The sequence below is a fragment of the Aureibaculum marinum genome, from assembly GCF_003813905.1.
Classification (GTDB): domain Bacteria; phylum Bacteroidota; class Bacteroidia; order Flavobacteriales; family Flavobacteriaceae; genus Aureibaculum; species Aureibaculum marinum.
This window is the reverse complement of sequence record NZ_RPFJ01000006.1, coordinates 220,375-240,359: the sequence shown is the minus strand read 5'-3', so window position 1 is coordinate 240,359 and position 19,985 is coordinate 220,375. Positions and strand designations below refer to the sequence as shown.

Sequence of the window (19,985 nt, the reverse complement as noted above, 5' to 3'; positions counted from 1 at the left end):
TTAGGAATTGGAGAACCATTTTTCAACCAATTGTTTTTCAAAAATATCTTTTCCTATAAATTCAAATTCATTAGAAATTGCATTGTATTTATAATCCTTTTTCCAATCATTAAAGTTAATACATAATTCTTTAATACTTTGGCAAACATAATCTATCTCTTCATCTTTAATAGTTGGATGTATAGACATTCTAATCCATCCTGGACGCTCTATTAAACAACCTTCTTCAATTTTTTCTTTATACTGCTCAGATGTTTGTAAATCTATATGTAATAAATAATGCCCATAAGTTCCCGCACAAGAACAACCTCCACGAGTTTGGATACCAAATTTATCATTCAATAATTTAACTCCAAGATTATAATGTAACCCATCTATAAAAAAAGAAAAAACACCCAATCGATCTTCGTGTTCTTCTGCTAATAAATGTAAATTATCTATACTCTTAAGTTCTTTAAATATTTTTTTATTAATCTCATGTTCTCTCTCCAGAATTTTTTCAATACTCATTTTTTCTTTTAACTGAATAGCTAAAGCAATTTTTATGGTTTGTAAAAATCCTGGTGTACCTCCATCTTCTCTTAATTCAATATCCTCAATATACCTATGATCTCCCCAAGGATTGGTATATTTTACTGTACCACCTCCTGGGTTATCAGGAACTGAATTATTATACAATTTATCACAAAAAACTAATACTCCTGATGTTCCTGGACCTCCTAAAAATTTATGTGGAGAAAACATAACTGCATCCAATTTTTCATCTTCATTTTTAGGATGCATATTAATAGACACATAAGGTGCAGAACAAGCAAAATCAACAAAACAGTAACCGTCATAAGCATGAATCATTTTTGCCATCCTATGGTAATCAGTTCTAATTCCAGTAACATTAGAACATGCTGTTACCGACGCGATTTTAGTTTTTCTGTCTTTATACTTTTCAAGTAACTCTTGAAAGCTATTAAAACAAACCAATCCTGTTTCTTCACATGGAATTACTACAACATCTGCAATAGTTTCTAACCACGAAGTATGGTTAGAATGGTGTTCCATGTGAGTTATAAACACAATAGGTTTTAACTCTTCAGGAACATTAGTAAAATCTCGTATACTTTCAGGCACACGCAATCCTAAAATTCGTTGAAACTTATTAATTACTCCTGTCATACCAGTTCCAGAAGTAATTAAACAATCACTATCTTTTGCATTAACATGTTGTTTTATAATTTCTCTTGCTTTATGATAAGCATGTGTCATAGCGGACCCTGTGATAGAAGTTTCGGTATGTGTATTGGCTACAAAAGGACCAAAATCATTTATTAATTTTTCTTCAATGGGTCTATACAATCTTCCACTAGCAGTCCAATCTGTATATATAACTTTCTTTTTACCATACGGAGATTCAAAATATTGGTCCACTCCAATAATATTTTCTCTAAACTGGTTAAAATAAGATTCTAAGGAAGATATATGTTGCATATTACTACAAATTAGAATTGGTTATTTTTTATTCTAAAAATTAAATTGATTAAATTCCTGCTATGGATGCTATTTCACCCATAATTCTCTTTGCAAGTTGATCTGCATTGGTTTGAGAATTACTTTCTGTATATATTCTAATAATGGGTTCTGTATTTGATTTTCTTAAATGCACCCATTCATCAGCAAAATCTATCTTTACTCCATCAATGGTATTTACCTCTTCGTTTATATATTTATCTGCCATTTTAGCTAGAATTCCATCAACATCTAACTGTGGAGTAAGTTGTATTTTATTTTTACTCATAAAATAACTTGGATAACTATCTCTTAATGCTTTACAACTCTTATTGGATTTTGCTAAGTGTGATAAAAACAAAGCCACTCCTACTAAAGAATCTCTTCCATAATGAGAGGCTGGATAGATAATACCTCCATTACCTTCTCCACCAATAATAGCATCCGTTTTTTTCATTAATTCTACTACATTCACTTCTCCTACTGCACTTGCTTTGTATAACCCGCCATGTTTTTCAGTTACATCTCGTAATGCCCTTGACGAAGATAAATTTGAAACAGTATTACCTTTAGCTAGACCCAACACATAATCAGCACAAGCCACTAATGTATATTCCTCTCCAAACATAGAACCATCTTCACAAACCAGTGCCAATCGATCTACATCTGGATCAACGACAATACCTAAATGAGCCTCTTCTTTAACCACCAATTCAGAAATATCTTTTAAATGTTCTTTTAATGGTTCTGGATTGTGAGGAAAATTACCATTAGGTTCACAATATAATTCCACACACTCTACGCCTAACTTTTTCAATAAATTAGGAATAACAATTCCTCCTGTAGAGTTTACAGCATCAACAACAACTTTAAAATTTGCATTTTTTATAGCTTCAACATCAACAAACTCAAGCTTTAAAACTTCATCTATGTGTTTGTCCATATAGCCTGGAAGTTTGGTATAAGATCCCAAATTATCAACTTCGGCAAAAGTATATCCATCAGCTTCTGCAATTTCTAATATTTCAGCACCATCAGCACCATTTAAAAACTCTCCTTTTTCATTTAGTAACTTTAAGGCATTCCATTGTTTAGGATTATGAGATGCTGTTAATATAATACCTCCATTGGCTTTTTCAAGAGGAACAGCAACTTCTACTGTTGGGGTAGTTGATAAGCCTAAATCTATTACATTAATTCCCATACCTACTAGGGTGTTAGCAACTAAACTGCTTATCATTTTACCTGAAATACGAGCATCTCTACCAATTACAACGGTTAAATCTTTAGTATTACTATTTCTTGTTATTAACCAACTACCATAAGAAGCTGCAAATTTTACCGCATCAACGGGTGTTAGGTTATCATTTACTTTTCCTCCAATGGTACCTCTAATTCCTGAAATTGATTTTATTAAACTCACAAGCTATTTTTTTTGATTTTTACAAAGGTAATAGAAATTGAAAGATTTGTGAATTAATTATAAAGAATTTGAGTTGCTGTTAAAAGATAAAAAAAACATTGATGATTCAATTAACTTTAGGCTTTTTCTTTAATTTAACAACTCCATTTAAAATTACCGTTATTAAAATTAACAAAGCTCCGATATAAAAATTATTGGTCATTATTTCTTTTTCCTTAAAAATAATAATTGCCAAAAGTATACCATAAACAGGTTCTAAATTGATACTGAGCATCATAGTAAAAGGACTAACACTTTTTAAAACTTGAGTAGATGCAGCAAAAGCATAAGCAGTACATATAGATGCTAATAATATTAAATAAAGCCAATCAGATTTTGAAAGCATAAAAAAATCAATGGTTATACTTCCATTAAGCACTAAAATTATTCCTATAAATAGTGAGGCATAAAGCAACTCATAAAAAGAAATAACAGTTGCATTACTTTCTTTAATTAGACTTGAATTTAAAATTGAAAAACATGATGACAAAAATGAGGATATTAAAGCTACACTTATTCCAATATAATATTTTGTTTCTGCATTAAATATAATTATCAAACCAACGATTGCTAAAAGTGAAAACAAAAATTCGTATGGAATTAATTTTTTTCTAAAAACAAGCCATTGAATTAAAGTTACAAACAATGCTCCGGTTGACATGGCTGTTAATGCAATTGAAACTGTAGCTATTTTAATGGCGTAAAAAAAAGTAATCCAATGTAGAGCAATAAAAATTCCTCCTAAAAGAAATCTAAACATTACCCTAGTAGACACTTTCATTCTAATTTTTTTTATAACAATATACGTGTATAAAAAAAGAGTAGCTAAACTAACTCTATACCAGACTAGTGGAATAGCACTGATAGTAATTAGGGCCCCAAGTATTGCAGTAAATCCCCAAATAAAAATTATAAAATGGAGATGAAAATAATTTTTAGTTCTTGGGTTCATTATTGTTTTGCCTTAGTATAAAGATAAATAGCAATTATTCCGAATAAAATATTAGGTATCCACACCATTATTAACGGATTATTAGTAGCAGAAGCCCCTAGTACTTCTGTTACTTTCATAAAAAATACATAAAGAAACATTAAACTAACACCTGCCGCTAAATTAACACCAATTCCTCCTCTTCTTTTTCTTGAAGCTAAAGAAACTGCAATTATGGTAAGTATTATAGAAGATACGGGCAAAGTTGTTCTAGAATACAACTCTACTTTGTATTTATTGAGGTTTTTTACACCTCTATTTTCCGATTCCTTTATATGATGATATAGTTCTGGAGAAGCCATTTCACCTGCCAGATAATCTACATACAATAGGTCTTTAGGCAAAAAATTAAAAGTGGTATCCAATTTTCTACCTACTTCAATACTGTCATTTTTATTACCAACCCACCGTTTTGTATAATTGGTAATTGTATAAATACTATCTTTTTTATTCCAACTTATTCGGCTCCCAGTAAGTATATATTTAAGATTTAACCCATCAAAATGTTGGTATGAAAATCCATAGCCATTATTTCTTGTTAAATTAAAATTTTTAAAATAAACAATGTCATTTTCTGTCAATTGTAAGTTGACTTGAGGCACAAAAGTTTTAGCTTTTTTTTCTCTACGTAAATAAGCTTCATTAAAGGCTTCAAAAGTTTTATTAGACTCATTTAATAAAAAATGATTTGCAGTTAACGATACTAAACAAATCAATAAAGAACCTAATATATATGGCTTTAGAAATCGAATATAAGGAATACCAGCACTATGAATGGCAACAATTTCTGTATTAGAAGCCATTTTTGAAGTAAATAAAATAGTAGAAATAAAAAGAGCCAATGGCATAAATGTATTTCCATAATTGACTATAAAAGGAATATAATAATCACTTATTATTTCTCCGACTCCCAAATCTGCATGATCAGAAAATTTACTATACTTTTCCGAAACATCAATTGCTATTGTTATAGGGATTAAAATTAATAGTGTAAAAAAGAAAGTTGTAAAGTACTTTTTTAATATGTATTTATCTAGAATTCTCATCCTTTACCACCCTTAACATTTTGGTTTACATTTGATTTAACAACTACACCAAAACAAAGGCCTTTCTTAAGTTAATAATTTATAAACGTTTATCCATTTGCTTTACCATGCCGTTTTTCCATGTGGTAAAATCTCCTGCTAAGATATGCTTTCTTGCTTCACGAACCAACCACATATAAAATCCTAAATTATGTATGGTAGCTATTTGTTTTCCTAAATACTCTTTTGCCACAAATAAATGTCTTAAATATGCCTTAGAATATTGGGTATCAACGGAAGTAATATTCATTTCATCAATAGGAGAAAAATCGTCCTCCCATTTTTTATTTTTAATATTTATTGTTCCATGAGCTGTAAATAACATTCCGTTTCTAGCATTTCTAGTAGGCATTACACAATCAAACATATCAACACCCAATGCAATATTTTCTAAAATATTAATTGGAGTACCAACCCCCATTAAATACCTTGGTTTATTTTCTGGTAATATACTACAAACAATGTCTGTCATCTCATACATTTCTTCAGCCGGTTCTCCAACTGATAACCCACCTATTGCATTACCTTCAGCTTCAACTGAAGCAATAAACTCTGCAGATTGTTTACGTAAATCTTTGTATGTACTACCTTGAACAATAGGAAAAAAAGCTTGTTTAAAGTTATAAATTTCAGGTGTTTTTTCTAAGTGCTTTATACATCGCTTTAACCACCTATGTGTCATGTGCATAGAGTTTTTAGCATAACTATATTCACAAGGATAAGGAGTACATTCATCAAAAGCCATTATAATATCAGCCCCTATACTACGCTGAATATCCATAGAAGATTCAGGTGAAAAAAAATGAGTTGAACCATCAATATGTGACTTGAATTTTACTCCTTCTTCATTAATTTTATTATTTCCTGAAAGTGAATATACTTGATATCCACCACTATCTGTTAAAATAGGTCTATCCCAATTCATAAACCTATGTAAACCTCCGGCTTTTTCTAAAATTGAAGTTGTAGGGCGTAAATATAAATGGTAAGTATTTCCTAAAATTATATCAGCGTTTATATCTTCCTTTAATTCGTGCTGATGTACTCCTTTTACAGATGCTACAGTACCTACAGGCATAAAAATTGGAGTTTCTATGTTGCCATGGTCTGTGGCAATTATTCCCGCTCTGGCTTTTGAAGTATTATCTTTTACTTTTAAATCAAACTTCATTTTTTCTACAACTAATATAATTTAGACAATGGTGTAAATTCAATTAAACCTACAACTTTTTTAAACATTAAATCTAAAGTGCATAATGTCTCCATCTTGCACAATATATTCTTTACCTTCTATTGATAATTTACCTGCTTCTTTAACTTTCGCTTCACTTCCATACGTTACAAAATCTTCATATTTCATAACCTCAGCACGGATAAATCCTTTTTCAAAATCAGTATGAATAACACTAGCAGCTTGGGGTGCTGTACTACCAGCCAAAATTGTCCAAGCTCTAACTTCTTTAACACCCGCGGTAAAATAAGTTTGTAAATTTAATAGCTTATAAGCTGCTCTAATTAATTTTGAAGAACCTGGCTCATCTAAACCTAAATCTTCTAGAAATAACTGTCTTTCTTCGTAAGAATCTAACTCCGTAATATCTGCTTCAGTAGCTACCGCCAGCACAATAACTTCTGCATTTTCATTTGCAACTGCTTCTTTAACTGCTTCTACATAAGCATTACCATTTTTAGCAGATGCTTCATCAACATTACAAACATAAAGAATAGGCTTATCTGTTAACAATTGTAAGGGCTTAACAAAATCATCATGTTCATCTTTTGTCAATTCTATTGCTCGAACTGAAATAGCACTTTCTAAACCAGTTTTCAATTTAGTTAGTGTTACTTCCTCTTTTTGTGCTTCTTTATTTCCTGTTTTAGCAGTTCGTTTTACTTTTTCAAGTTTTTTCTCAACCGTTTCAAGATCTTTTAATTGAAGCTCTATATCAATTGTTTCTTTATCTCTAATTGGATCTACAGTAGCATCAACATGCACAATATTATCATTATCAAAACAACGTAGTACATGAATAATAGCATCAGTTTCTCTAATATTACCTAAAAATTGATTGCCCAATCCTTCGCCTTTGCTTGCTCCTCTAACTAAACCAGCTATATCAACAATATCAACTGTTGCTGGCAATACCCGCTCTGGATTTACCAACGATTCTAATTTTTCCAAACGTTTATCTGGCACATTTACTACACCAATATTAGGTTCTATTGTACAAAATGGGAAATTAGCACTTTGAGCTTTTGCATTGGACAAACAATTAAAAAGTGTGGATTTACCAACATTAGGAAGTCCTACTATACCTGCCTTCATATATTATTATTTCTAAAATTTTGAGGTGCAAATATAGGGTTAAATTGGTTACTGAGAAATTAAGTTATTGAGTTATTTCTATGACTATTTTAGATAAAGTTCGGTAATGAGTTTATAACTCAGTAGAAAAATCAATGGAAATAAAAATTTAACAAAACAAACCTCTATAAAAACAGGGTACTAAATTAAAAAAAACACTTATGCTTTTATCTATTCTGGATGCATAAAACGTTGTTTCTCTAACAAAGTTTCTTCACTTTCTACATGGTCTTCATCAGGTATACAACAATCTACGGGACAAACGGCAGCACATTGAGGCTCGTCATGGAATCCTTTACATTCTGTACATTTATCAGGGACTATAAAATAAATCTCGTCACTAACAGGTTCTTGATCTTCTTCGGCATTTACTTTTTTACCATTAGGCAAAACCACATCTCCAGTTAATAAAGTACCATCTTTATAACGCCAGTCTTCCGCTCCTTCATAAATTGCTGTATTAGGACATTCTGGCTCACAAGCTCCACAATTTATACATTCATCAGTTATTATAATTGCCATTTGTTTATTTCAATTAAATTTGTGCTGCAAAGATATGAAAAACTAGAACGATAAAAAACTGAAAATGGTATTAGAAAAAAGGATCAATGCTTTTGCTGAATTAGGAAATTTTTTAAGTCAGTTCTCTCAACAAAAAATTGAGAAAAAAGAAGATGTTTTATTTAATGATTTATTTTTTGATGCGGTAAAACTTCAAATAAATCGTGCTACAGAATTTAATAGTTGGTTTACTAAAGACAATGTACTTTACGCTATCGAAAATTGGTCTAAACTACTAAACAAAAATGAATTAACGGCATGGACTTCTTGTTACAATTTAAACATCGATACTTCAAAAACAGTTGCTGTTATTATGGCCGGAAACATTCCGTTAGTTGGTTTTCACGATTTTTTATCTGTATTAATTTCAGGACATCATATTTGTATAAAACAATCGTCTAATGATAAGCATTTTTTACCTTTACTAGCTAAATATTTAGAACATGTTGAACCTAACTTTAAAGGAAAAATACATTTTACTGAAGAAAAATTAACTGATTTTGATGCAACTATAGCTACAGGAAGCAATAATACAGCTAGGTATTTTAAATATTATTTTGGTAATAAACCTCATATTATTAGAAACAATAGAAATAGTGTTGCTGTGCTTACAGGAAATGAAAACCTTGATACCTTAAAAGGAATAGGAGAAGATATTTTTAGATACTTTGGGTTAGGTTGCAGAAGTGTATCTAAACTTTTTGTACCTAAAGGTTATGATTTTAACCTTTTCTTTAATGCTATTTATGAGTATAATGATATAATCAATTATAAAAAATACGAAAACAATTACGACTACAATAAAGCAGTCTATTTAATGAGTGAATTTGATATTTTAGAAAATGGCTTTTTTATGATTAAAGAGGATAATAGTTACTCCTCACCTATTGCCACAGCTTTTTATGAGTATTATGATAATTTAGACAACTTAAAATCTAAACTTAAAGCGGATAACGATTATATACAATGTGTAGTTAGTGATGTTTTAGAAAACACTGTCAATTTTGGAAAAACACAACAACCTGGCTTAAGTGAATATGCAGATGGCGTAGATACATTAAAGTTTTTGAGCGAATTAGAATAAATTACTATTGCCAAGCCAATTCACTTGATTCTATTTTATATAATAAGTAATTGGTTAATTTAACAACCTCTTGCTCTTCTATACAAGGAATCTTGAATTTATTAGAAGCTGTAGCTAAATGTAAATTGAAAAGTTTATGTTTTTTTTGAAAATAAGTTTGAGTTGTTCTAACAGATTGAACATTATGAATTTCTATGATACTTGTAACTGTATCAATTCCTCCTGAACCGAATACAAAATAGTCTGCATCAAAATAATAATAACATTTTTTCCATTTTAAATAAGCCATAAAAGCCACATAAGGAATAATTAAAAAATTTAGAAAAAACAGATAAGGCAGCGGTGGTAAAACCAAGATATAGATATTGAAAAGAGCAACTATTATAAACGCCCTAAGACTTAATTGTCTCAAATAATAAACATGAGGTTTATTTTTAACAAGCTTTTTTATAGGACTAAACTTAAAAATATAATTTTCAAGAGCCCTTAAATCTTCGTTTTTTAATCCAATCAATTCTCTTTTTTTCTGCGTTTTAAATTCTGTAGCTGTCTGAAACAAACGCACTGTATAAAGACCAAATCTAGATTTAAAAAAATTGGTAACATATGCAACAGACTGAATTTTATCTAATTGCACGGTAAATTCTGTTTTATTAAAAATACCTTTAGTTATTACAAATGCTTCCCTTTTTTTTCTAATAGAAAAATTAAAATTTAAAATCAGTGTAGTTAAAATGGAATATAACAATCCTGAAATCAATAAAAAAAGTATAATCAATGTTGATCCTAAAAAGAGATTATTGTCAAAAAACAAGGATATAAACTGACTATCTATAGTTGTTCCAAATTCTGTTAACAAATCTTTTATATCATGATAAAAACTTACAATGGCTACTATTATTATCATTAAATTTCTAAAATGATTTTCTGTAATACCCACTAAAAGAAGATCAATAAAATTCAATTTTACAAGAATAGCATCATTTGACCTATCTTCTGTTTTTTGTTCTTTTCTATCAAGCAACAGCTTTTTTAGAGCTAAAGCTTTTGGTTTCGACAACGCTTTTATTTCAACTTCATCTCCTTCATCTCCTGAACTATCAATAGTTACTTGAACAACATTTAACAGTTGTTGTATAAAACTTTGACTAATGTGAATATTTTGAATTTTAGACTTTGGAATTACCGTTTTTGATTTATTAAAAATACCCTGATGTAAATAAAACTGGTTTTCTTTAAATAGAAATGTAAAATTTTTATAAACTAATATTCCTCTAACAATCCAGAAAGTTAATAAAAAACATAAACCAACTACTACATACACACCATATGTATGAGCTAATTCAGTTTTTTTATACCATTGAAAAAAAACATAAACAAATAAAATAGCATATTGCTTTAACCGCTTTCCTAAGGTTATTAATACAATAATTATAATTCCTTTTATTGATTGACGTGTAGGTTCAGAAAAGTTATAATTTTCCATTAATTTTTGAAATTATAAAGTTTCTTATCTCCTCTGCGGTTTCAGTACGCAAACCTTTTATATAAACATCATCACCAGCACCTGCAGTAAAAACTTTTATATTAGACAGATTAAAAAATTTAGAAACAAAACCTTGTCTAATTTCCACATGTTGTGTTCTAACAAAAGGAACGGTATAATATTTTGAAAACAACCAACCTTCTGTATAAGAAATATCATGATCTCTTAACGCATACTTCCTATTTTTAAATCCAATTTTTGCAGCATAAGCATGAAATAAAATTCCAATAATTAATATACCAACTATCCAGGGAAAAAAGCGATTCCAATCAAATTTGGTATTAAAAAAATAAACAAAAAACAAAATAACAATTATGCTAATGTATTTTATAAGATTATTAATTAACATTACCTTATAATAATTCCTTTCAATAGAAATCATCTCCATATCCATAACGGACGGAAGCGAATTCATATCAATTTGATTATTTTGAAATGTCATTTGGTAAAAATAGGGAAATATTTATTTTAATTTCTTCTGAATATACTTATTGTCAGATTCATTAAAAACAGTATTTGTGCTGTCAAAAAACTCCATGTAGCATAAAACTTTAAATTTGAATTTAACCTTATTATCCTTAAATTTTCTTTTAGATCAAATCCGTCTTTTGCAGGATGTATTTGTTCAAAAATTGGACTTTTAATTAAGATTATCAATCCAATAAAAAATAAAATAATATGCATTATTGTAAGAAGTCCAATAGGCTTAAACTTTTCACTATAATATGCTAAATAGTAGCCTAAACCTGTCACAAAAAGTATTACAATTAGTAATAAAACAAAGAAATATTGAGGCAGCACAAAGTAAGTATCATGAATATTTATGTCTGTATACTTATCATAAGTAAAAAGTATATATATCAGTAGTAGAGGAATTAATCCCCAAAATAAAAATGGTACTTTACTTATCCATCTATTCAAAACTTGTTTCTAACTTAATATAGTCTAGAAATTCACGTTTTACTGCGTCTTCTTTAAACTTACCTCCAAACTCAGAAGTTACAGTACTGCTTGCTATGTCTCTAATGCCACGAGAATTTACACATAAATGTTTCGCATCTATTACACAAGCCACGTCATCTGTATTTAATGCTTTTTGTAGTTCTTGCACTATTTGCATGGTTAAACGTTCTTGCACTTGTGGTCGTTTTGAATAATAATCTACAATTCGATTCATTTTAGACAAACCAATTACATTTCCATTAGAAATATAAGCAACATGTGCTCTACCAACTATTGGTAATAAATGATGTTCACAGGTAGAGTAAACTGTAATGTTTTTTTCCACCAACATTTCGCCATATTTATAATTGTTTTCAAAAGTAGACGCCTTTGGCATATTTTTAGGGTTTAAGCCAGAAAATATTTCTTGAACAAACATTTTGGCTACCCTACGTGGAGTTCCTTTTAAACTATCATCTGTTAAATCCATACCTAAGGTATGTAAAACATGAGCCATATCTTCTTCAATGGCTTTAATTTTATCTGCATCTGAAAGTTCAAATGCATCTTTTCGCAATGGTGTTTTAGCAGAAGTTCCTATATGGTTATCCCCGATTTCTTCTTGCATAATTTCGGAATTTATTTTACCGTTTTTTCCTTCAAACATAGTCTTTAAATTAAGATTCTGGGGAATAGTACAAAATAAAACGCCCCTGAAAGTCCTTAAAAGGACAGTTTAAATCAATTATATTAATTAAAAATATTTTGCAAATTTACGAATTCTTTACTGTTTTAAGCATTTCTTCGTAACTACATGTTATTTGCTCTCCAGATTTCATATTCTTTAACGTAAAGTTTTGTTCTTTTAATTCAGATTCACCTACCAACACCACATAATCTATATCACGTTTATTAGCATAATTCATCTGTTTTTTAAGTTTGGCTTTATCGGGATACAATTCTGATTTCACCTCATTTTCTCGCAACTTTTTAATTGTTTTTAAACAATATAAAGCTTCATTTTCTCCAAAATTGATAAATAACACTTTAGGTTTTGGCAATTCTACTTTTTTAAACAAACCTAACTCTTCTAACACTAAATAAATTCGATCTAAACCAAATGAGATACCTATCCCACTCATATTTTTTAAACCAAATATTCCCGTTAAATCATCATATCTTCCACCACCACCAATAGAGCCCATTTTTACCTGAGCTGCTTCCACCTCGAATATAGCTCCCGTGTAATAATTTAAACCTCTAGCTAAAGTTACATCAAGTTTTAAATTACTAGTATTCAATTCTAATTCATTAATTTTATCAATTACAAATTCCAATTCAGAAACGCCTTGTAAACCTTGGTCGGAATCCTTTAAGATAACTTTCAATTCTGCTAACATTGATTGATTGTTACCTTGTAATTCCAATAACGGTTCTACTTTTTTTATAGCCTCTTCTGTAATCCCTTTTCCTAACATTTCTTTAACCACACCTTCTTTACCTATTTTATCTAATTTATCTAAGGCTACGGTAAAATCAATCAATTTATCAGAAGCTCCAATAACTTCGGCAATACCAGAAAGTATTTTTCTATTATTAAGTTTTATTATAGTCTCTTTTAAGCCCAGTTTGGTAAAAATATCATCATACAATTGTACAAACTCTACTTCTTGCCACAGTGAAGTACTACCAACAACATCCGCATCGCATTGATAAAACTCTCTAAATCTTCCTTTTTGAGGTCTATCTGCACGCCAAACAGGCTGCATTTGATACCGCTTAAAAGGAAATTCAATTTCATTTCTATGTTGTACTACATAGCGAGCAAAAGGTACAGTAAGATCGTAACGAAGGGCTTTTTCAGAGATTGACTTTGTTAAAGCATTACTATTCTTTTCTTTTAAAGAAACTTCATCGGCTTTAGCTAAATAATCCCCTGAATTCAAAATTTTAAAAATCAACCGATCTCCCTCTTCACCATATTTTCCCATTAGAGTAGATGAATTTTCAAAACTTGGCGTTTCAATAGGTTGAAACCCGTATTTTTCAAAGGATTGCTTAATTACATTAAAAATATAATTGCGTTGAGCAACTTCTGTTGACGAAAAATCTCTTGTGCCTTTAGGTATACTAGTTTTCTGTGCCATTTATTTTATTAATAAGATGGCAAATATCGTAAATAATTACCGTTTTTTAAGAATGAAAACTGAATTGTTTATGCCTTTCAAGTGCAAAAAAATTGGCTAAAACAAAAAAAATTAAACTTACAATTAATAAACAAACAAGTAACACATAGGTATTGACACATTTTCAAAGTCTATCAAATTTTGTTTTGTCTTCAAAATTTAATGTCACCTCTTCTTTAAACTTTTCCTTTTTAGGAAATTTCAAATACATAATCACTGCTATAAATAGAGATATGAGTAAAAAAGTAACATTATTTGAAGTAAAAGCTACTGCTATGGCTAACATTGCTGGAGCCTCTAAACAAGCACCTTTTACTAAAGTAGCTGTTTGGTATTGGGCTAACTTAGAATTTAAAGATTGATTTGATACTATTTTAGAAAGTAAAGATTTGTATAAAAAATCACTTAAAAACAATCCTCCAAAAGTAACAACCACCACTACAATTGTAAATACATTAGACAACTCTATCTCATAAGAAGGATTTTCTATTAACAAAAAGGAAACTATTGTAACTATAACTACACCTAAAACAAATGCACCATAAATAATTTGTAACGTTTTAAAAATATTGTTTTGCTGTATATTATTGTTCATTTGACTGTTTTCTTGGTTTAAACCATTTAAAAACTCTAAAAATTAGCCATAATATTAAAGCTACAAAAATTATAGCCAATACAGGAGCTACTAATGCCAAAATTGACATTATTATAGAAGTCCCTGATTCAACTGTAGAAACTATCGGATTGGCAAAACCTCCAGTTGTAGCTGTTGATGTTAACCTAGCTGTACTAGTTGAAGTTTTTATTGCAGTTGCTGTACCACCACCTGCAATAATAGCCAATGACCAAGTGGTTATAGGATCTAAATCTGCTGCAGTAGATAATACCACCGCTGTACCCGCAATAGCCGCCAGAGGTACAGCAATTGAATCTAAAGCATTATCAAGCCAAGGTATTAAGTATGCACCTATTTCTACAACAGTTGCAATACCTAAGGTAATCATAGCTGCTGAACTTCCAATCCACTCCCAGTTCTCATTCAAAGGAATAACTTGATAATAGGAGGCTATACTCAATGCAAAAAGTGGCACAAACACTCTAAAACCAACCGATGCTGCTAGACCAATACCTAATAAAACACTAAAAATTGTTTCGGGCATATATTAATATATTTTAACCTATATACTTTAACACAAATATACTTACATTTTTAACATCTTAAATAAAATGGGGATTTTTCCCCTTTTTTCATTAGGATTTTCCCCTTATTTATTTACAAAATTTTTCTTTTACTATTCAATGACCTACATTTGAGTATAAACAAAACTATTATGTATCATTCTCAACATAGATTTGATGACGAAAAAAATTCAGAACCTTTTGGTCCTCAATTTTGGGATAAGGTTGTAAAAACATTATTCATAACAGGCGTCTCATTAATACTGGTTATAATCGCTTTAAAATGGACCGGAATTATAATTTAAATAAATAACGTCTTTAAATTATAAACCTACTATATATTCATCCTTTTAAAATAATTATTTTCATTATTAAATCCATTAGCTTCACATTGCTAAAAAGTAATGCTATTTTTTATAAAAAATTTAGCAAAATCTTCTTGTATTATATTTTTAAATCGCTAAATAACTCAATAACTTAGCCACTCAATAATTAGTTACCATGAATATATATACAAAAACTGGAGATAAAGGACAAACATCACTTTTTGGAGGTACTAGAGTACCAAAATATCACTTACGGATAGAAGCATATGGCACCATAGATGAACTAAACTCTTACGTTGGTCTACTAAAAGATCAAAAAATAGATAAAAGTACAGCTGACACTTTACTTAAAATTCAAAATGAATTGTTTACCATCGGAGCAATGTTAGCGACTCCACGAGATAAAGAAACATTAAAAAATGGAAAAGCACGATTGAACATACCTAAAATTTCTAAAGAAGAAGTTGACTATTTAGAACAAGAAATTGACACAATGCAAGAAACGTTACCCCCAATGACTAATTTTGTATTGCCAGGAGGTCATCAAACTGTGTCATTCTGTCATATCGCGAGATGTGTTTGCAGGCGTGCAGAGCGTTTGACAGTCAATTTAAATGAGAATGAAACTATAAATGAACTTATTTTAACATATTTAAACAGGCTTTCTGATTACCTTTTTGTATTGGCACGAAAATTGACTTACGATAACGAAATTAAGGAAATACCTTGGGTTCCAAGCAAAAATAATTAGTAAAACTATGTTCTTTTAAATAAATTTAAAATTAATACATAAAAAACTTGCTTTTTTCCTTAAAAAAATTACTTTTGCAAAAATTTAAAAATTAATTACTATTATGTATTGGACTTTAGAATTAGCGTCTTATTTAAGTGATGCTCCTTGGCCCGCCACCAAAGATGAGTTAGTAGATTATGCTATCAGAACTGGTGCACCGCTTGAAGTAGTAGAAAACTTACAAGCTATTGAAGATGAAGATGATTCTTATGAGTCTATTCAAGAAATTTGGTCAGATTATCCAACGGATGAAGACTTCCTTTGGAACGAGGATGAATATTAACAAATCTAAAGTCTCATTTTTGAGACTTTTTTTTTTGAATTTTATGTTGCTTTAAATAAAATTTAACAAACTCTAATAACTCATATTCTTATATTTGTCTAAAATATAGATGTGACTAAAATTATTTTTTTAGAGTTTTAATTTTCACTGTTGGTATTCTATTGATTTACTTCTTTGACAATGATGGTGTTAATTTTATTTCTAGTTTACTAATTAGATTTAGTATCGGTATTGCATTTGTTGAACGATTTAGTTTAAAAAAATGGATTCTAATCAGAATAACATTATTTTAGATTCACATTAAATATTGAAAATTTTTCAGTATTAAAATAAAAAATATATGAGTATTTTAAATTCAGTCCTTAAAGTCTTTGTGGGCGATAAAAACAAAAAAGACTTAAAACAGCTACAGCCTATAGTAGATGAAGTTAGAACTTTTGAAAGTAAAATGGGAAGCCTTAGCCTTGATGAGTTACGGGCTAAAACAACAGAATTTAAGCAGAAAATTAAAGAATCAAGAAAAGATTTTGATGATAAAATTGCCGAACTAACAACCGAGCTTGAAACTGCAAATATTGATAGAAAAGAAGAAATCTATAAAGAAATTGATCTCTTAAAAGAAAAGGCTTATGAAGCATCAGAAAATACATTAAAAGAAATTCAAGCAGAAGCATTTGCCGTAGTTAAAGAAACAGCAAAACGTTTTGTAAATAATTCTGAATTAAAAGTTAAAGCAACTCCTTTTGATCGAGAAATTTCTGCTACTAACGATTATGTTACCTTAGAAGACGATTATGCTATTTGGAAAAACTCATGGGATGCAGCTGGTAAAGCCATCACTTGGGATATGATACATTATGATGTGCAACTTATTGGAGGTTCTGTATTACATCAAGGTAAAATTGCTGAAATGATGACTGGTGAAGGTAAAACATTAGTAGCCACCTTACCTATTTACCTTAATGCCTTAACAGGCAATGGTGTACATGTAGTTACCGTTAATGATTACTTAGCAAAACGTGATGCCGCCTGGATGGGACCTCTTTTTGAATTTCATGGTTTAAGTATAGATTGTATTGATCATCATCAACCGAATTCAGACGCAAGAAGAAAAGCTTATAATGCCGATATTACTTATGGTACCAATAATGAGTTTGGTTTTGATTACCTACGCGATAACATGGCTCATGATCCAAAAGACTTGGTACAACGACCTCATAATTATGCCATTATTGATGAGGTAGACTCCGTATTAATTGATGATGCTCGTACACCTTTAATTATTTCTGGTGCTACACCTCAAGGTGATAGACACGAATTTAATGAGCTAAAACCAAAAGTAAATGACATTGTTAACAAACAACGCTCTTTTTTAACAGGAGTATTAGCCGATGCTAAAAAAATGATAGCAGAAGGTAATGAAAAAGAAGGTGCTTTTCATTTACTTAGAGTATATCGAGGATTACCAAAAAATAAAGCTTTAATTAAATTTTTAAGTCAAGAAGGTATAAAACAACTGTTGCAAAAAACAGAGAATTTTTATATGCAAGATAACAATAAAGAAATGCCTAAAATTGATGAGGCATTATGGTTTGTTATCGACGAAAAAAATAATTCTATTGAACTAACTGATAAAGGTATTGAATACCTTTCTGGGAATGATAACAAAGAAGATAATTTCTTTGTTTTACCAGATCTGAGTATGGAAATTGCTAGAATTGAAAAAGAAAATGAAACTCCTGAAGAGGTTGCAAAAGCTAAAGAAGAGTTGTTTAGAGACTTTAGTATAAAAAGTGAACGAATCCATACTTTAAATCAACTTTTAAAAGCATATACTCTATTTGAAAAAGATGTTGAGTATGTGATTATGGATAACAAAATTAAAATTGTTGATGAGCAGACAGGACGTGTTATGGATGGCAGAAGGTATTCTGATGGGTTACATCAAGCCCTTGAAGCCAAAGAAAATGTAAAAATTGAAGATGCAACCCAAACTTACGCAACCATTACATTACAAAATTATTTTAGAATGTATAATAAGCTTTCAGGAATGACAGGTACTGCGGTTACTGAAGCTGGTGAATTTTGGGAAATCTACAAATTAGATGTTGTTGAAATACCAACAAACATGCCTTTAATTAGACAAGACAAGGAAGATTTAATTTACAAAACTAAACGAGAAAAGTACAATGCGGTAATTGATGAAATTGTAAGGTTAGTTGGAGAAAAAAGACCCGTTTTAGTTGGAACAACTTCTGTTGAAATTTCTGAATTATTAAGCAGAATGTTAACCATAAGAAAAATTAGACACAATGTATTAAATGCTAAATTGCATAAAAAAGAAGCCGATATTGTGGCAGAAGCAGGTAATCCTGGTGTAGTTACCATTGCTACAAATATGGCTGGTCGTGGTACAGATATTAAATTATCTGACGAAGTAAAAGCATCCGGTGGTTTGGCAATTATAGGTACCGAGCGTCATGATTCTAGACGTGTAGATAGACAATTACGTGGTCGTGCAGGGCGTCAAGGAGATCCTGGTTCTTCACAATTTTATGTTTCTTTAGAAGACAATTTAATGCGACTATTCGGATCTGAACGTGTTGCAAAAATGATGGATAGAATGGGATTAAAAGAAGGTGAAATGATTCAACATTCTATGATTTCTAAATCTATTGAAAGAGCTCAGAAAAAAGTTGAAGAAAATAACTTTGGTATTAGAAAACGACTCTTAGAATATGATGATATTATGAACTCTCAACGTGAGGTAGTTTATAAACGTCGTCGCCACGCTCTTTACGGTGAGCGTTTACAAGTTGATATTGTAAATATGGTTTATGATACTTGTGAAGCTATTGTAATGGATAATAAGCCTAACAATGATTATTCTAATTTTGAATTTGAACTAATTCGTTTTTCTTCTAGCTCATCACCTTTCACAAAAGAAGAATTTCAAAATAAATCTGCTCAAGATTTAATTGATGAGTTGTTTAGAATTGTTTATAAAAATTACCAAAATAAAATAGCTAGAAATGCAGAAGCTGTTTATCCTGTAATTAAAGATGTTTATGAAAAACAAGGAAATCAATATGAGCGTATTGCAGTACCTTTTACAGATGGCGTGAAAACTTTAAATGTTGTAACCAATCTTAAAGAAGCTTACGAAACCCAAGGAAAAGGACTAGTTGCTGATTTTGAAAAGAATATTTCTTTGGCCATTATTGATGAAACTTGGAAAGATCATTTACGTCAAATGGATGATTTAAAACAATCGGTTCAAAATGCAACATACGAGCAAAAAGATCCTCTTTTGATTTATAAATTCGAAGCTTTTGAATTGTTCAAAAAGATGTTGGACAAGGTGAATAAAGAAGTATTATCATTCTTATTTAAAGGAGAATTGCCAAATCAAAATGCTCAGCAAATATCACAAGCAAAAGAGCAAAAACGAGAAAAGGTTCAAGTTAGTAAAGCAGACTTTAACAGTCCTACTCAAGAGACTAGCACTAACCAAACTCAAGAGCAACAAGTTACTGAAACCATTGTTCGGCAAGAACGAAAAATTGGCAGAAATGAACGTGTTACTATAAAACATGTGATGAACGGCGAAAGCAAAGAAGTGAAATACAAACAAGCAATTCCATTAATTGAAAAAGGTGAATGGGTGTTGGTAGAATAACTC

Annotated in this window: 19 protein-coding genes; 5 read left to right on the top strand and 14 right to left on the bottom strand. The window is 30.1% G+C overall.

Features of this window, described 5'->3' with window-relative positions:
• The 7 genes from EGM88_RS05645 to EGM88_RS05615 all read right to left on the bottom strand — a co-directional run bounded on the left by EGM88_RS05645 (position 1) and on the right by EGM88_RS05615 (position 7,925).
• Positions 1 to 1,482 carry an aminotransferase class V-fold PLP-dependent enzyme gene (locus EGM88_RS05645; RefSeq protein WP_123896991.1) on the bottom strand — a complete coding sequence of 494 codons (1,482 nt, stop codon included), beginning with the start codon at positions 1,480 to 1,482 and terminating at the stop codon, positions 1 to 3.
• Between the two features lie 49 nt (positions 1,483 to 1,531).
• Positions 1,532 to 2,923, bottom strand: a complete 1,392-nt coding sequence (gene glmM / locus EGM88_RS05640) for a phosphoglucosamine mutase (protein WP_123896990.1) — start codon at positions 2,921 to 2,923, stop codon at positions 1,532 to 1,534.
• A 106-nt stretch (positions 2,924 to 3,029) separates the two neighbouring features.
• Positions 3,030 to 3,914: a DMT family transporter gene (locus tag EGM88_RS05635; protein ID WP_317126532.1), complete on the bottom strand. Its 885-nt coding sequence runs from the start codon at positions 3,912 to 3,914 to the stop codon at positions 3,030 to 3,032.
• A complete protein-coding gene (locus tag EGM88_RS05630; protein WP_123896988.1) occupies positions 3,914 to 4,999 on the bottom strand; it encodes an LptF/LptG family permease in 1,086 nt (361 codons plus the stop codon). Before EGM88_RS05630 ends, EGM88_RS05635 begins: the two co-directional genes overlap by 1 nt.
• A 79-nt stretch (positions 5,000 to 5,078) precedes the next feature.
• Positions 5,079 to 6,209, bottom strand: a complete 1,131-nt coding sequence (gene tgt, locus EGM88_RS05625) for a tRNA guanosine(34) transglycosylase Tgt (protein ID WP_123896987.1) — start codon at positions 6,207 to 6,209, stop codon at positions 5,079 to 5,081.
• 60 nt (positions 6,210 to 6,269) lie between these two features.
• The gene (gene ychF / locus EGM88_RS05620; protein WP_123896986.1) at positions 6,270 to 7,364 is read right to left on the bottom strand and encodes a redox-regulated ATPase YchF; all 1,095 of its coding nucleotides are present in this window, start codon (positions 7,362 to 7,364) and stop codon (positions 6,270 to 6,272) included.
• Positions 7,365 to 7,574: 210 nt separating this feature from the next.
• Positions 7,575 to 7,925, bottom strand: coding sequence for a 4Fe-4S dicluster domain-containing protein (locus EGM88_RS05615; RefSeq protein ID WP_123896985.1), 351 nt, complete (start codon positions 7,923 to 7,925; stop codon positions 7,575 to 7,577).
• 64 nt (positions 7,926 to 7,989) lie between these two features.
• On the opposite strand from EGM88_RS05615, the gene EGM88_RS05610 reads away from it, so the two are divergent.
• The gene (locus tag EGM88_RS05610; protein ID WP_123896984.1) at positions 7,990 to 9,048 is read left to right on the top strand and encodes an acyl-CoA reductase; all 1,059 of its coding nucleotides are present in this window, start codon (positions 7,990 to 7,992) and stop codon (positions 9,046 to 9,048) included.
• Positions 9,049 to 9,052: 4 nt separating this feature from the next.
• Here EGM88_RS05610 and EGM88_RS05605 read toward each other — a convergent pair whose 3' ends face one another.
• The 7 genes from EGM88_RS05605 to EGM88_RS05575 all read right to left on the bottom strand — a co-directional run bounded on the left by EGM88_RS05605 (position 9,053) and on the right by EGM88_RS05575 (position 14,882).
• On the bottom strand, positions 9,053 to 10,534 hold the full coding sequence (locus EGM88_RS05605; protein ID WP_123896983.1) for a PH domain-containing protein: 1,482 nt from the start codon (positions 10,532 to 10,534) through the stop codon (positions 9,053 to 9,055).
• The gene (locus EGM88_RS05600; RefSeq protein WP_123896982.1) at positions 10,521 to 11,036 is read right to left on the bottom strand and encodes a PH domain-containing protein; all 516 of its coding nucleotides are present in this window, start codon (positions 11,034 to 11,036) and stop codon (positions 10,521 to 10,523) included. The genes EGM88_RS05605 and EGM88_RS05600 overlap by 14 nt, the downstream gene beginning before the upstream one ends.
• A gap of 26 nt (positions 11,037 to 11,062) precedes the next feature.
• The gene (locus EGM88_RS05595; RefSeq protein WP_123896981.1) at positions 11,063 to 11,515 is read right to left on the bottom strand and encodes a hypothetical protein; all 453 of its coding nucleotides are present in this window, start codon (positions 11,513 to 11,515) and stop codon (positions 11,063 to 11,065) included.
• Complete coding sequence (gene folE / locus EGM88_RS05590) at positions 11,508 to 12,203, bottom strand: GTP cyclohydrolase I FolE (protein ID WP_123896980.1); 696 nt, start codon at positions 12,201 to 12,203, stop codon at positions 11,508 to 11,510. Before folE ends, EGM88_RS05595 begins: the two co-directional genes overlap by 8 nt.
• 106 nt (positions 12,204 to 12,309) lie before the next feature.
• Positions 12,310 to 13,683 carry a histidine--tRNA ligase gene (gene hisS, locus EGM88_RS05585; protein ID WP_123896979.1) on the bottom strand — a complete coding sequence of 458 codons (1,374 nt, stop codon included), beginning with the start codon at positions 13,681 to 13,683 and terminating at the stop codon, positions 12,310 to 12,312.
• 163 nt (positions 13,684 to 13,846) lie between these two features.
• Positions 13,847 to 14,317 (bottom strand): hypothetical protein, encoded by a 471-nt coding sequence (locus tag EGM88_RS05580; RefSeq protein ID WP_123896978.1) that lies wholly within the window; start codon positions 14,315 to 14,317, stop codon positions 13,847 to 13,849.
• Entirely contained in the window at positions 14,307 to 14,882 is a 576-nt protein-coding gene (locus tag EGM88_RS05575; protein WP_123896977.1) for a DUF4126 domain-containing protein, read from the bottom strand. The genes EGM88_RS05580 and EGM88_RS05575 overlap by 11 nt, the downstream gene beginning before the upstream one ends.
• A 171-nt stretch (positions 14,883 to 15,053) precedes the next feature.
• Here EGM88_RS05575 and EGM88_RS15750 point away from each other — a divergent pair, with 171 nt between their 5' ends.
• The 4 genes from EGM88_RS15750 to secA all read left to right on the top strand — a co-directional run bounded on the left by EGM88_RS15750 (position 15,054) and on the right by secA (position 19,982).
• On the top strand, positions 15,054 to 15,206 hold the full coding sequence (locus tag EGM88_RS15750; RefSeq protein ID WP_162497548.1) for a hypothetical protein: 153 nt from the start codon (positions 15,054 to 15,056) through the stop codon (positions 15,204 to 15,206).
• A gap of 196 nt (positions 15,207 to 15,402) precedes the next feature.
• Positions 15,403 to 15,978 carry a cob(I)yrinic acid a,c-diamide adenosyltransferase gene (locus tag EGM88_RS05570; protein WP_123896976.1) on the top strand — a complete coding sequence of 192 codons (576 nt, stop codon included), beginning with the start codon at positions 15,403 to 15,405 and terminating at the stop codon, positions 15,976 to 15,978.
• Positions 15,979 to 16,081: 103 nt separating this feature from the next.
• Positions 16,082 to 16,303: a DUF2795 domain-containing protein gene (locus EGM88_RS05565; RefSeq protein ID WP_117883287.1), complete on the top strand. Its 222-nt coding sequence runs from the start codon at positions 16,082 to 16,084 to the stop codon at positions 16,301 to 16,303.
• Positions 16,304 to 16,643: 340 nt separating this feature from the next.
• Positions 16,644 to 19,982, top strand: a complete 3,339-nt coding sequence (gene secA / locus EGM88_RS05560; RefSeq protein ID WP_123896975.1) for a preprotein translocase subunit SecA — start codon at positions 16,644 to 16,646, stop codon at positions 19,980 to 19,982.
• Positions 19,983 to 19,985 lie beyond the last annotated feature (3 nt).

What these genes read in the sequence shown, in the direction of transcription:
- EGM88_RS05645 (WP_123896991.1), bottom strand. Translation starts at nt 1,482, where the DNA reads ATGCAACATATATCTTCCTTAGAATCTTATTTTAACCAGTTTAGAGAA.
- EGM88_RS05635 (WP_317126532.1), bottom strand. Translation starts at nt 3,914, where the DNA reads ATGAACCCAAGAACTAAAAATTATTTTCATCTCCATTTTATAATTTTT.
- EGM88_RS05630 (WP_123896988.1), bottom strand. Translation starts at nt 4,999, where the DNA reads ATGAGAATTCTAGATAAATACATATTAAAAAAGTACTTTACAACTTTC.
- tgt (WP_123896987.1), bottom strand. Translation starts at nt 6,209, where the DNA reads ATGAAGTTTGATTTAAAAGTAAAAGATAATACTTCAAAAGCCAGAGCG.
- ychF (WP_123896986.1), bottom strand. Translation starts at nt 7,364, where the DNA reads ATGAAGGCAGGTATAGTAGGACTTCCTAATGTTGGTAAATCCACACTT.
- EGM88_RS05615 (WP_123896985.1), bottom strand. Translation starts at nt 7,925, where the DNA reads ATGGCAATTATAATAACTGATGAATGTATAAATTGTGGAGCTTGTGAG.
- EGM88_RS05610 (WP_123896984.1), top strand. Translation starts at nt 7,990, where the DNA reads ATGGTATTAGAAAAAAGGATCAATGCTTTTGCTGAATTAGGAAATTTT.
- EGM88_RS05605 (WP_123896983.1), bottom strand. Translation starts at nt 10,534, where the DNA reads ATGGAAAATTATAACTTTTCTGAACCTACACGTCAATCAATAAAAGGA.
- EGM88_RS05600 (WP_123896982.1), bottom strand. Translation starts at nt 11,036, where the DNA reads ATGACATTTCAAAATAATCAAATTGATATGAATTCGCTTCCGTCCGTT.
- folE (WP_123896980.1), bottom strand. Translation starts at nt 12,203, where the DNA reads ATGTTTGAAGGAAAAAACGGTAAAATAAATTCCGAAATTATGCAAGAA.
- hisS (WP_123896979.1), bottom strand. Translation starts at nt 13,683, where the DNA reads ATGGCACAGAAAACTAGTATACCTAAAGGCACAAGAGATTTTTCGTCA.
- EGM88_RS05580 (WP_123896978.1), bottom strand. Translation starts at nt 14,317, where the DNA reads ATGAACAATAATATACAGCAAAACAATATTTTTAAAACGTTACAAATT.
- EGM88_RS05575 (WP_123896977.1), bottom strand. Translation starts at nt 14,882, where the DNA reads ATGCCCGAAACAATTTTTAGTGTTTTATTAGGTATTGGTCTAGCAGCA.
- EGM88_RS15750 (WP_162497548.1), top strand. Translation starts at nt 15,054, where the DNA reads ATGTATCATTCTCAACATAGATTTGATGACGAAAAAAATTCAGAACCT.
- EGM88_RS05570 (WP_123896976.1), top strand. Translation starts at nt 15,403, where the DNA reads ATGAATATATATACAAAAACTGGAGATAAAGGACAAACATCACTTTTT.
- EGM88_RS05565 (WP_117883287.1), top strand. Translation starts at nt 16,082, where the DNA reads ATGTATTGGACTTTAGAATTAGCGTCTTATTTAAGTGATGCTCCTTGG.
- secA (WP_123896975.1), top strand. Translation starts at nt 16,644, where the DNA reads ATGAGTATTTTAAATTCAGTCCTTAAAGTCTTTGTGGGCGATAAAAAC.